Raw genomic sequence first — 12556 nt, 5'->3', positions numbered from 1 at the left:
TGAAACTATAACTGGAGCGGATCAGGATGAAGCGTAGAAGTATAGCCATTGACGGGCCGGCTGGTGCGGGAAAAAGCACGCTGGCCCGTCAAGTAGCCAAGGAACTGGGATTTTTATATGTGGACACTGGAGCCATTTACCGCACGGTGGCGCTAAAAACGCTTCGCTGCGGGGTGGATGCCTCACAGTCCCAGCAGGTGATCCCCCTTCTGGACCATCTGGATATCCGAATGGATTATGGTCCGGATGGGGGACAGCGTATGTTTTTGGAGGGCGAGGATGTATCCCAAGCCATCCGGGAGCATCAAGTGTCGGGAATCGCCTCTCAGGTTGCGGCCATTCCTGCCGTGCGGGACTTCCTGCTGGAATTTCAGCGGAAGCTGGCCCGGGAGCATGATGTAGTCATGGATGGCAGAGACATTGGTACCGTAGTTTTGCCCCAGGCGGATGTGAAGATTTTTTTGACAGCCGCCCCGGAAGCCAGGGCAAAGCGCCGCCTGCTGGAGCTGGAGCAGCGGGGGGCCAGTGCGGATTATGATACCATTTTGCGGGATATTATTCAGCGGGATGAGCAGGACCGCAGCCGTCCTGTGGCTCCCCTGCGGCAGGCGGAGGATGCCCAACTTGTGGATACCACCGCACTGAATTTGGCCCAGAGCTTACAGGCCCTGCTGGCTGTAATAAAGGAGAAGATCGTCCTGTGAGCAATGAGACTGTGAGTGTGGCAGAAAATAATGGTCAGCAACGCAGACGGATGGATGCCTGGTTCCACTTTCTATATGTTGTAATCTGGCCCTTCTTTCACCTGTTTCGTCCGATTCGGGTGGTTGGACGGGAGCATATTCCGGAGGGGCCGGTGGTGATTTGTCCCAATCATACCACCATTGGAGATCCCTTTTACGTGGTGTTTGCCTTTGGCTACCACTATCCCATGCGTGCCATGGCCAAGATTCAGATTATGCGGGTTCCCTTCATCGGCTGGATTTTAGGAAAGGCCGGTGTATTTGGGGTAGACCGGGGACATGCGGATATGAAGGCGGTGAAGACCGCCCTGAAGTTTCTCAAGGACGGCTGTAAGCTGCTGATGTTTCCGGAGGGCACCCGTGTCCACAGTGGAGAAGATGTAGCGGCTAAGACCGGGGCGGCAATGTTTGCCACCCGGACGGGAGTTCCTCTTCTTCCTGTGTACATCCAGCCGGAAAAACGGCTGTTTCGCTCTAACCTGGTGGTGATCGGTGAGCCGTTTCAGCCCACCTTCCAGGGTAGAAAACCAACGGCAGACGAGCTGGATGAGATTACCCATGAGCTGATGAACCGAGTCCATAAGCTGGAGGAGGTTGCTAAGTGAGCATTGTGTTGGCCAAGTCCGCGGGATTTTGTTATGGTGTGCGCCGGGCGGTGGAGCTGGCAGAAAAGATGGCGGAAGAGGGCAAGCCCTGCGTGATGCTGGGATCTATTATCCATAACCAGGATGTGATCCGCCATTTGGGAGAACGGGGCGTCCATGTGGTGGAGCGGATGGAGGATATTCCCCCCAATACCAGTGTGATTATCCGCTCCCACGGAGAGAGCCGAGCGGTGTATGAACAATTGGAGGAGCGGGGGATTCCCATTCTGGATGCCACCTGCCCCAATGTGACCCGGATTCATGAAATTGTGTCTCAGGCGGAGGAGCAAGGAAGACAGCCAATTATTATTGGAACTCCGGACCATCCGGAGGTGGTGGCCATTGCGGGATGGTGTAAGCATCCTGTGGTACTTCCGGGGGAGGAAGCCTTGGGGCAGTGGCTTTCCCAGGATCCTCGGCGGAAGGATTTGCCCCTCACATTTGTCTCTCAAACCACCTCCACCAGGAAAATTTGGGACGGGTGCGTGAAAAAAGCAAAAAAAGAGTGTACAAACGCAGATTTTTTTGATACAATATGTGGAGCGACGTCCAAACGCCAGGAGGAGGCCCATCGGTTGGCTGGAGAATGCGGCACGATGGTAGTCATTGGCGACCGCAAAAGCTCCAATACCAAGCGCCTGGCGGAGCTTTGTAGGGAGGTCTGTCCCGATGTCCGGTTGATCGAACGGGCGGAGGATCTGGACCTGGCCGGCATGGCCCCGGCGGAAATGGTCGGCATCACGGCGGGTGCGTCTACGCCCGCGTGGATAATAAAGGAGGTCTATGACAAAATGAGCGATGAAATCATGGAGATCGAAAAGTCCTTTGCAGAGCTGCTAGAGGAGTCGATCAAAACTTTAAATACGGGGGATAAGGTAACTGGTACAGTCGTTGAAATTACACCGACTGAGATTCAGGTCGAGCTGGGCATCAAGTATCCTGGCTACATTCCGCTGTCTGAGCTGAGCGATGATCCCACCGTTAAGCCCGAGGACGTAGTCAAGGTTGGCGACGAGATCGAGACCTATGTTATGCTGGTGAGCGACCGGGACTGCATGGTCAAGCTGTCCAAGCGCCGTCTGGACATCAACAAGGGTTGGGAAGAGATTGAGGCTGCTAAGGATAACGAGACCGTTATGGAAGGTGTCGTCATTGAGGACAACAAGGGCGGCGTCGTGGTTTCCGTCAAGGGCAACCGGGTCTTCGTTCCTGCTTCTCAGACTGGCCTGCCCCGCGAGACTCCCATGAGCGAGCTGCTCAAGCACAAGGTCCGTCTGGTCATCACCGAGGTCAACCGCAGCCGCCGCCGTGTGGTGGGCTCCATCAGCAAGGTTACCCGTGCTGAGCGGGCCGCTGCCGCTGAGAAGGTTTGGGCTGAGATCGAGGACGGCAAGCACTATACCGGCACCGTGAAGTCTCTGACCTCTTACGGCGCCTTTGTGGACATCGGCGGCGTGGACGGCATGGTCCACATCTCCGAGCTGTCCTGGAGCCGCATCAAGCACCCCTCTGAGGTGGTGAAGGTTGGCGACACCGTGGATGTGTATGTTATCTCTGCCGACAAGGAGAAGAAGAAGATCTCTCTGGGCATGAAGGACCACAGCCAGGAGCCCTGGACCGTGTTCACCAACACCTACAAGGTGGGCGACGTGGCCAATGTCCGCATTGTCAAGCTGATGACCTTCGGTGCCTTTGCCGAGGTCGTGCCTGGCGTGGACGGCCTGATCCACATCTCTCAGATCGCTGACCACCGCATCGACAAGCCCAGCGATGTGCTGGCTGAGGGCGATCGCGTGGACGTGAAGATCACCGATGTGGATATGGAGAACAAGAAGATCTCCCTGTCCATCCGCGCTCTCCTGGAGGCTCCCGCTGAGGAGGAGCAGGAGGAAGAGGCTGAGGCTGAGACCGAGGAGTAATCCAACAATCCAGTTTACCCCGCCGCATTTGCGGCGGGGTATTTTTTATAAAAACCATGAAATTTAAGGCGAAATTCTGTAAAATCGGGTGTTTTCCCTTGCATCCAGGTAATTCCATGCTATAATAAAATTAAAATTAAGGTGAGAATGGGCCGTTGTGGACTGGAGGTGCCAAATGCCGTTCCAAATTGGGGATAAGGTGGTGCATCCCATGTATGGTGCTGGGGTGCTGGAGAGTGTGGTACAGAAGAAAGTGGACGGAGTGGTGCGGGAATACTATATCATGAAGCTCCCAAAGCGTTCTATGGTAGTTATGATCCCCACCGAAGGCAGCGAGGAAATTGGCGTGCGGCCCATTATGAACCAGGATCAGGCCGGACAGCTGTTGGCGGCCATTCCCGGGATTCAGGTTGAGATGACCACCAATTGGAACCACCGCTACCGGGAAAATTTGGAGCGGCTGAAAAGCGGCGACCTGTTGGAGGTTGCCCGGGTGATCAAGGGACTGACCATGCGGGAATCCAAACGGGGACTGTCGACAGGGGAACGGAAGATGCTCCTGGCAGCCAGACAAATTTTGATTTCGGAACTGGTGCTCTCTCAGAGTCTAAGCTATGAGGACGTGGAGCGGCAGCTGGATACTGCTTTGGCCTGAGTGTCCATTCCAGGTTGGACCATTGAAAGGAGCCGGATCGGCTCCTTTTGATTTTCGCCCTTTCCCATAACATAAAATCGGAGGAAACCCTATGGCAGGTTTACGTTCGTTCTTTCAAAAAAAGCAGACGCCTACGGCCTGTTCTGCTGTGGTGGTAGCGGCTGGTAGCGCGCGGCGAATGGAGGGGATTGATAAGGTCATGGCTCCATTGGGCGAACTGCCTATTTTGGTCCACACACTTCTTGCGTTTGAGGATTGTCCTTTGGTCCAAGAGACCGTGGTGGTGACGCGTCAGGACCTGTTGGTGGAGGTCAGCCGTCTGTGCCGGGAATACGGCATTACCAAGGTAAGTAAGGTGGTAACCGGAGGGGCAGAGCGAATCCATTCCGTTTTGGCTGGTCTGCGGGAGGTGCGGGAAGAGGCACAGCTGATTGCCATTCATGATGGAGCCCGGCCTCTGGTGACCCAGGCCATTTTGGAGGAAACGATCCAGCGGGCGGTCCAGACAGGGGCAGCTGCTCCGGCGATTCCCATTACGGATACCATCAAGCGGGCGGAAAATGGAAAGACAGTGGAGACCGTGGACCGCTCCTGCCTGTGGGCGGTACAAACGCCCCAGGTATTTGAAACGGGCCTAATTCGAGCCGCTGTGGAGAAGGCGGTGGCAGATAAGGAAGAATTGACCGATGACTGTGCTGCGGTAGAGCGCCTGGGGCTGCCGGTGTCTCTCACCACCGGCAGCCGGGAAAACATCAAGGTTACAACGCCCTTTGATTTGCTGCTGGGCGAGGCAATTTTGGAACAGAGAGGACGGGGAGAGCTGTGATACGGGTTGGACATGGGTATGATGTACATAAGCTGGTTCCAGACCGCCGCCTGATTCTGGGAGGGGTTGAAATTCCCTATGAGCGAGGTCTGCTGGGGCATTCCGATGCGGATGTTCTGACCCATGCGGTGATGGACGCGCTGCTGGGTGCGGCTGCTTTGGGGGATATTGGCAGGCATTTTCCGGATACAGATCCCGCCTATGCCGGGGCGGATAGCTTGAAGCTGCTGGAGCATGTGACAGCTCTGCTGAAAAAAGAGGGATGGAGGGTGGAAAATGTGGACGCCACCATCCTGGCCCAACGACCGAAGCTGGCTGGTTACATTCCGCAGATGCGGGAGCGGCTGGCTGCGGGGATGGGAATAACCTTGGAGCAGGTAAACGTAAAGGCAACCACAGAGGAGGGACTTGGATTTACTGGCTCAGGAGAGGGTATGGCTGCCCATGCGGTATGTCTGTTGGAGAAAGAGAAATAATCACGCATAGAGGCGGAGACCGGAATGGTCTCCGCCTTTTTGTGCCTTGGGAAGGGAAGACGTGAGCTGGGTGACGTGGGGACAGCATGCCGCATAAACTGATGCAGAGAGATGTAGCGTCTCTCTCAGGCACTGTGCCCGTTGCACAGGCCAAACTGTCACCCCAAGAAAGGAACCGAGCCATGCTCTATTATCTCATCGTATGCCGCTCCCTGACGTATGCCCAGCGGACCGCAGCCGCGTTGGAGCGGGCGGGCATCACAGCCCACACCCTGCGTTCCCCCAAGAGCATTGCGGGGGAGGGGTGCAGCCATTCCGTCAAGATATCTCAGCGCAGCCTGCCGGACGCCCTTCGGATTCTGCAGCGGGTAGGGTTGACGCCAAAGCGAATTTATATCACCGCAGGGGACGGAAGCTATCAGGAGGTGGAACTGTGATCTATCTCGACAGTGCAGCCACCACACTACAAAAGCCACCTGCCGTTGCCCGGGCCAGTGCCCGGGCGATACATCGCTATGCCAGTCCAGGCAGGGGAGGACATCCGCCAGCTGTGGCAGCGGCGCAGGTAGCATTTGCCTGCCGGGAGCTAGCTGCGGAGCTGTTCCATGTGCCGGATCCGGAGCAGGTGGTATTCACCTTCAACGCTACCCATGGTTTGAACATTGCCATTAAGTCCCTGGTCCATCCGGGAAGCCGGGTGGTAATCTCAGGATACGAGCACAATGCGGTGACCCGTCCCCTGCACGCGATCCCAAATGTGGACATTCGCGTTGCCAGCAGCCCTCTGTTTGATCAGCAGGCCGCAGTTCGGGCCTTTCGTACAGAGCTGGAGCGGGGCGTCGATGTGGCAATCTGTACCCATGTTTCCAATGTGTTTGGCTTTATTCTGCCAGTAGAACAGATTGCCCAGTTGTGCCGTTCCTATCAGGTGCCCCTGATTTTGGATGTGTCCCAGTCGGCGGGCTGTCTGCCCTTGGATGCCCAGGCGCTAGGGGCTGCTTTTTTGGCTATGCCGGGTCATAAAGGCCTCTATGGCCCCCAGGGGACCGGATTGCTGCTGTGCTCGGCGGATGCAAGTCCGCTGCTGGAGGGGGGAACGGGAAGCGAATCCATTCGCCAGGAAATGCCGGAGTTTTTACCAGACCGTCTGGAGGCAGGTACCCATAATATTGCGGGGATTGCGGGGCTGCTGGAGGGGCTACGGTATATCAAGCGTCGGGGAGTTGAGGCCATTGCAGCCCATGAGCGGTCATTGATTCGGCAAATGGGAGTAGGAGCCTCCCAAATTCCTGGACTGCAAATATACCTGGCGGAGAATCCCTTGGCGCAAGCGGGAGTGCTGTCTCTTCGTTTTGAGGGGCAAGACTGTGAGGAATTGGGAGAAAAGCTGGGGGATCGTGGATTTGCTCTGCGAGCCGGCCTTCACTGTGCACCCTTGGCTCATAAGACCGCGGGGACATTGGACACCGGTACCCTGAGAGCCAGTGTGTCTGATTTTAATACCCACCAGGAAATCCAACAGTTCCTGCGGGTTCTGAAAACTTTGTCTAAAGCATAAAATAGACGGACGATTGGGGAGAAAAGGGACTGTGGGTTCCTTTCCTCCCCAATTTATTGCAGAGCATAGGACTGGGGCCGGGAATTGACTGATATGGAGAACTTTTTTGAAAAAATTTATGAAAATTTCATGAGCGGTCAACGCTTTCGTGTTGCCATTCCTGGTGGAATATCGTATAATAACATGTAATGGACCGGGCAAACAGAAGCGTGGGTTCTTAAGAAAGCAGGGAGAGGTGACGGCCAATATGCAGGAAGCGGTGCAGTATGTGGCGCAGGCATTTTTTTCGGTGATCCGGCTGCAAATAGCTGATTTGTTGGATATTGCCATCCTATCTCTCGTGATCTATAAAATCCTTTGGATGCTGCGGAAAACCAGTTCGGGACGGGTTTTACGGGGCATCCTGATTTTGCTGTTTGCTATGGCGATTTCTTCCGCTATTCCCCTGACTGCTACCAGCTTCTTACTGAATAAAGTGGTGGAATATGGTATTTTAGGTTTGGTTATTCTGTTTCAGCCGGAAATCCGCCGTTTTTTGGAGCGGATGGGCAGCAGCCGCCTGGGGCTGGTGTTTGCCTCCAGTAAGACTACGGCGGCAGATATGGAGGTGGCCATCGCCCAAACCACAGAGGCTTATACCGACATGTCCAGGGACAAGGTAGGGGCGCTGATGGTATTTGAACGCCAAAATTTGTTGGATGATGTGATTAAAACGGGGACAGCACTGGACTGTGCAGTATCCAGTGAGCTGCTGAAAAATATTTTCTGGAATAAAGCCCCTCTTCATGATGGAGCGGTAATTGTTCGGGATGGGCGAATTGTGGGGGCAGGGTGTATGCTTCCTCTTTCCGGAAATGTAAATTTAAGCCGAGACCTGGGCATGCGCCATCGTGCAGGCATCGGTATGAGCGAGCACTCGGATGCGGTGGTTGTAATTGTCTCGGAGGAGACCGGCTCCATTTCCGCGGCAGTGGGCGGGATGCTGAAGCGGCATCTGGCTCCGGAGACTTTGGAGCGTCTGCTGCGCAATGAACTGCTCAACGATGTGCAGGATGAGGGCAAGGTGTCGCAAATTCCCTTGCTGAACTGGGTCTTAGGTCGGAACAAGAAGGAGGACGACCAGCCATGATGAAGCGACTTGGAGAGAGCAAGTGGAGTTATGTTTTGATGTCGGTCGTTCTGGCGGTGTTGTTTTGGTTTTATGTCCGGACCGACCTTGATCCGGCGGACTCCACTTGGATCAACAATATTCCGGTGGAAATCACAGGAAGCACGGTGCTGACCCGTCAGAATCTAACGGTATCGGACCTGTCTTCGGAGACGGTCAGTGTTCGGTTTCAGGCAGCTACCAGTGTGATTAACAGCTTAGTGCGCAACCGGGAGGATATTTCGGTTACTATTGATGTATCTAAGTGTGTGGAGGGAGAAAATAAACTCACTTATAAGATCAATTATCCATTGAATGTCAATCCAGAGAATGTGAATCCTATTGATCAAAAACCGGATATGATCACGGTCACAGTGGATAAACTTTATACCAGCACCTTCCCGGTGGAGTTCCAGCTGAAGGGGAAGGTGGCCGATGGCTATCAGGCAGGTACGCCGGCGATCAGTCCGGAGACTGTGGTGGTCAGCGGTTCGATGGAGCAGGTCAGCCAGGTGGCTAAGGTAGTGGCCATTTTGGAGGATGAGGAGCTGGACGAGCAATTTTCCGGAGATCTGCCCCTTACCTTATTGGATTCGGAAGGCAATGTGCTGACTGACTTAGACGTGACGCTGGATTCGGAGACGGCTTATGTAGTGGTGCCTGTGGTGGTGCTGAAAGAAATACCGCTTACTGTGGAGTTTATTCCCGGCGGTGGGGCGACAGAGGATGATATCACATATGAGTTTGATTATGATACCATCACGGTTGCTGGAGCAAAGGAGGACATCAGCGACTTGACAGAGCTGTCCTTGGGCAGTATTGATCTGTCTAAGGTGATTGGCTCCAATACCTTTACGTTCCCCGTTGATCTCAGTCCCAACCTGGAAAATGTGAGTGGAATCACCTCAGTGACCGTTACTGTGACAGTGAACGGCCTGGCAACCCGGGCCCTGGATGTCACCAATATTAGCCTGATTAATAAACCGGAGGGATATACGGTCACCTCGGCAACGCAAAGTCGGACTGTTTTTATCCGCGGAAAAGAGGAGGATCTGACCAACATTGACGCCAGCCAGCTGCGCATTGTGGCAGATGTATCCAATTATACCTCTGTTGGCACCTATTCCGTCATGGCTAAGGTGTACTTGGACACCAGCAGTACGGTAGGGGTGATCGGAGAGTATTCCATCAGCGTCAATGTCAGCCGCTGACAAAGGGTTCAGATTGATTCGGAGGCAAAACCATGGTTCAAAACGCAATTGTAAAAAAAATAATGAAGGACGGAGTGGCTCAAGTATCTCTGCTGCGCCAGATGGAGTGCGGACTTCACTGTGATGGTTCCTGTGAGGGCTGTTCTCAAAAGCCGAAGGATGAGATTTTGGCCCTGGCTAGTAATCCCATTGGTGCAAAGCCCGGGGACCATGTGGAGGTAGAGCCTTCGGTGGGACATAATATCGGCGTCTCGGTGCTGGTATTTCTGCTGCCCTGTGTGGGGCTGGGAGCGGGCTATGTACTGGGGCAGAGTCTGCTACAGTTAAGTGAAATTGCAGCCCTGGGGACTGGAGTGTTGGGCCTGGCAGCTGGCTTTATTCCCGCATTCCTGATGAATCGGGCTATGACGCAGAGTAAGGCCCCTGAATTTCGAATTTTAAAGTTTCTTGCCTGAGGGATGCCTGCGTGTTTGGATATGTTCGGCCTGTACGTCAGGAGCTGAAATGTGGGGAGTTTGATCTCTACCGGGCGACCTACTGTGGTCTGTGCCGGTGCTTGAGGCGTCGCTACGGACCGGTAGCCCCCATGTTCCTCAGTTATGATCTAACCTTCCTAGCGTTGCTTTTGTGGGAACCAGAGGAGTCGTTTCAGCCCTGCTCGGGCAGATGTCATGCCAATCCATTGATCAAAAAGCCCATGTGTCCCAGTGCTCTGGCGCTGGACCGGGCTGCGGATGCCAGTGTGATTTTAACCTGGTGGAAGCTGAAGGATTCTCAGCGTGATGATGGCTTGGTGGGTGGTATGCCGGCCCGGGCTCTGGCCGGGGTGCTTTATCCCTCCTATCATAAAGCCGCCAAAAAGTGGCCGGAATTTGACGCAATGACCCGCATCTGTTTGGAGGAACTGAGCCAACGGGAGGAGGAACGGTGTTCTTCCATCGACCGGACGGCAGATACCTTTGCACGGATCCTGCAAGCAGCTGTGCCGGAGGGGTGGGAGCAGCAGCGGATTTTAGGGCAGCTGCTCTACCATCTGGGTCGGTGGATCTATCTGGTGGACGCCAGAGACGATTTGGAGGAGGATAAGAAGGCTGGGAGGTACAATCCGTTGCAGGTCCGCTATGGACCTCAAGGGGACGATGACGCTCTGGCCCTGACCTTGGATCAGTCCCGCGTGTTGATGGGAGCGGCGTTGCAGCTGGGAGAGTTCGGCTGCCGAAAGCCGATTTTAGAAAATATCATTTACCTGGGCCTCCCATTGGTGGAGCGCGCTGTGTTTGATGGCAGCTGGGCCCAGATAAAAAAACAAAAGATATGGAGTAATCGCCAATGAGAGATCCGTATAGCGTCCTTGGAGTGAGTCAGAACGCCAGCGACGAGGAGATTAAAAAGGCATACCGGGAGTTGGCACGGAAATATCACCCGGACAATTATCAGAACAATCCGTTAGCTGATCTGGCGGAAGAGAAGATGAAAGAGATCAACGAGGCCTACGAGGCGATCAATAAGCAGCGCTCATCCGGAGGCGGCAGTTATCAGCAGAGTGGTTCCAACTATGGTGGCGGGTATCAGCAGCAGAGCAGCTATTCTTCCTCCACGCCTACTTATGCCAGGGTAAGAAACCTGATTAACGCAGGTGACCTGGGGACGGCCGAGCGGCTTTTGTATGAGGTATCCCAGAAGGACGGGGAGTGGTACTTCCTCAGCGGCAGTATTGCCTACCGAAAAGGATGGCTGGACGAGGCCATGCAGAATTATACTCTGGCCGTGCAAATGGACCCCGGAAATATGGAATACCGCCAAGCGTTGAATATGCTTCAGCAGCGGGGAGGAGGATACCGGCCCTACGGATATACCAATACGGTCGATGGACTGGACTGCTGTACGACGATGCTGTGTCTGAATTGCCTGTGCGGAGGAGGCAACTGCTAAATGGCCAAACGTTGGGATTCCAGTCACAGCCGTATGATTGCGGTGGGGGGCATTTTAGCAGCCGGCAGTCTGGTGCTGCTGTGGTTGGCCTGTCTGGTGCCTTCTGGACGAGTAGGCCTTGCTGCTGTGGCCGGACTGTTTCCGGTGGCAGGAGTGTTGGCGGTGGGACGAGCAGCTGGGTATTTGTGTTGGGCTGCTGCCGGTGTATTAGGGCTGTTCCTCTTGCCGGACAAAGGCATTGCACTACTGTATGTACTGTTTTTAGGCGTATACCCTGTGGCAAAGGGCCAGATTGAGGCGTTACGGAACAAGAAACTTGAGTGGTGTCTGAAACTTCTGTTCTTTAATGGGGTGCTGACACTGGTCTGGTTTGTATTTGGTGAGCTGTTCCTTCCCATGCTTTCTCATCTGCCTAAATTAAGTGGGGCTGTGCTCTATTTGGCAGGTAACGTATTGTTTATCGCCTATGATATCGGCCTGTCTAGGCTGATTTCTCTGCTGTATCACCGTATCGGTCCAGGTCGGCGGTGGTAATCGGGAATTGCACAATAAGGAGTGTGACCAAATTGGTCAAAAGTATGACAGGATATGGCCGGGCGGAGGAGACCGTCAACGGCTGTACAATTACCGTGGAGCTGCGCTCGGTGAATAACCGCTATTTAGATTGCAATGTCCGGATTCCAAGGCTGTATCTGTTTGCGGAAGACGGGATGAAAGCCCGAGTCCAGAACACCATTTCCAGAGGAAAGGTGGACGTATTTGTCACCCTGGACAATGGAAATGCGGAAAAGGTTCAGGTGTCGGTGAACAAACCGGTGGCGGACGGATATTATGCAGCCCTCACAGAACTGGCTCAGGCTTACGGCCTGACCAATGATATATCGGTGTCTCTGCTTTCCCGGTTCCCGGACGTTCTTCTGGCGGAAAAAGCCGAGGAGGACGTGGAACAGATGGCAAAGGACATCTGCTCCGTGCTGGATCGAGCCCTGACGGATTTTGACCAGATGCGAACCCGAGAGGGAGAGCGTCTGCGGGAGGATATCCTCTCCCGTGCGGCGACGATTGAAGCCAAGGTAGCTTTGGTGGAAGAGCGTTCGCCTCAAACTGTATCGGAGTATCGGGCGAAGCTGGAGGCTCGAATGAGCGAGGTGCTGGCCAATACTCAGTTGGACCCAGCCCGGATCCTGACCGAGGCAGCTATTTTTGCGGACAAAATTGCCGTAGACGAGGAGACCGTACGCCTGCGCAGCCACATCGGACAGCTGCGGGAAATGCTTTCCAAGGGAGGGGCCACTGGCCGTAAGCTGGACTTTTTAATTCAGGAGTTTAATCGGGAGGCCAATACCATCGGCTCCAAATGCAGTGATTTGGAGATTGCCCGCCATGTGGTGGACATCAAGGCTGAGATTGAGAAGATCCGGGAGCAGGTCCAGAATATTGAATAA

General features: G+C 54.4%; 15 protein-coding genes. All 15 read left to right on the top strand.

Features of this window, described 5'->3' with window-relative positions; all coding sequences use genetic code 11:
- Positions 1-26 precede the first annotated feature (26 nt).
- The 15 genes from cmk (at position 27) to B5E43_RS03435 (ending at position 12556) form a co-directional block, all read left to right on the top strand.
- A complete protein-coding gene (gene cmk / locus B5E43_RS03505) occupies positions 27-704 on the top strand; it encodes a (d)CMP kinase (protein ID WP_087393702.1) in 678 nt (225 codons plus the stop codon).
- A complete protein-coding gene (locus tag B5E43_RS03500) occupies positions 701-1348 on the top strand; it encodes a lysophospholipid acyltransferase family protein (RefSeq protein ID WP_242964693.1) in 648 nt (215 codons plus the stop codon). Before cmk ends, B5E43_RS03500 begins: the two co-directional genes overlap by 4 nt.
- Positions 1345-3306 carry a bifunctional 4-hydroxy-3-methylbut-2-enyl diphosphate reductase/30S ribosomal protein S1 gene (locus B5E43_RS03495; RefSeq protein ID WP_087393700.1) on the top strand — a complete coding sequence of 654 codons (1962 nt, stop codon included), beginning with the start codon at positions 1345-1347 and terminating at the stop codon, positions 3304-3306. The genes B5E43_RS03500 and B5E43_RS03495 overlap by 4 nt, the downstream gene beginning before the upstream one ends.
- A gap of 175 nt (positions 3307-3481) precedes the next feature.
- Entirely contained in the window at positions 3482-3961 is a 480-nt protein-coding gene (locus B5E43_RS03490) for a CarD family transcriptional regulator (protein WP_087393699.1), read from the top strand.
- A gap of 91 nt (positions 3962-4052) precedes the next feature.
- On the top strand, positions 4053-4787 hold the full coding sequence (gene ispD, locus B5E43_RS03485; protein ID WP_087393697.1) for a 2-C-methyl-D-erythritol 4-phosphate cytidylyltransferase: 735 nt from the start codon (positions 4053-4055) through the stop codon (positions 4785-4787).
- Complete coding sequence (ispF, locus tag B5E43_RS03480) at positions 4787-5263, top strand: 2-C-methyl-D-erythritol 2,4-cyclodiphosphate synthase (protein ID WP_087393896.1); 477 nt, start codon at positions 4787-4789, stop codon at positions 5261-5263. The genes ispD and ispF overlap by 1 nt, the downstream gene beginning before the upstream one ends.
- 182 nt (positions 5264-5445) lie before the next feature.
- Entirely contained in the window at positions 5446-5700 is a 255-nt protein-coding gene (locus B5E43_RS03475) for a DUF3343 domain-containing protein (RefSeq protein WP_087393695.1), read from the top strand.
- Positions 5697-6821, top strand: a complete 1125-nt coding sequence (locus B5E43_RS03470) for an aminotransferase class V-fold PLP-dependent enzyme (RefSeq protein WP_087393693.1) — start codon at positions 5697-5699, stop codon at positions 6819-6821. The genes B5E43_RS03475 and B5E43_RS03470 overlap by 4 nt, the downstream gene beginning before the upstream one ends.
- Before the next feature lie 247 nt (positions 6822-7068).
- Entirely contained in the window at positions 7069-7950 is an 882-nt protein-coding gene (gene cdaA, locus B5E43_RS03465) for a diadenylate cyclase CdaA (RefSeq protein WP_087393691.1), read from the top strand.
- Positions 7947-9179 (top strand): CdaR family protein, encoded by a 1233-nt coding sequence (locus B5E43_RS03460; RefSeq protein ID WP_087393688.1) that lies wholly within the window; start codon positions 7947-7949, stop codon positions 9177-9179. The genes cdaA and B5E43_RS03460 overlap by 4 nt, the downstream gene beginning before the upstream one ends.
- 32 nt (positions 9180-9211) lie before the next feature.
- A complete protein-coding gene (locus B5E43_RS03455; protein WP_087393685.1) occupies positions 9212-9634 on the top strand; it encodes a SoxR reducing system RseC family protein in 423 nt (140 codons plus the stop codon).
- An 11-nt stretch (positions 9635-9645) separates the two neighbouring features.
- The gene (locus B5E43_RS03450) at positions 9646-10512 is read left to right on the top strand and encodes a DUF5685 family protein (RefSeq protein ID WP_087393683.1); all 867 of its coding nucleotides are present in this window, start codon (positions 9646-9648) and stop codon (positions 10510-10512) included.
- Positions 10509-11111 carry a DnaJ domain-containing protein gene (locus tag B5E43_RS03445; protein WP_087393681.1) on the top strand — a complete coding sequence of 201 codons (603 nt, stop codon included), beginning with the start codon at positions 10509-10511 and terminating at the stop codon, positions 11109-11111. Before B5E43_RS03450 ends, B5E43_RS03445 begins: the two co-directional genes overlap by 4 nt.
- Positions 11112-11645: a hypothetical protein gene (locus tag B5E43_RS03440; RefSeq protein ID WP_087393680.1), complete on the top strand. Its 534-nt coding sequence runs from the start codon at positions 11112-11114 to the stop codon at positions 11643-11645.
- Positions 11646-11689: 44 nt separating this feature from the next.
- Entirely contained in the window at positions 11690-12556 is an 867-nt protein-coding gene (locus B5E43_RS03435) for a YicC/YloC family endoribonuclease (protein ID WP_206406912.1), read from the top strand.

It is taken from the genome of Flavonifractor sp. An100 (assembly GCF_002161175.1).
Classification (GTDB): Bacteria; Bacillota; Clostridia; order Oscillospirales; family Oscillospiraceae; genus Lawsonibacter.
The sequence above is the reverse complement of the archived record's forward strand: the minus strand, read 5'-3'. Positions and strand labels throughout refer to the sequence as shown.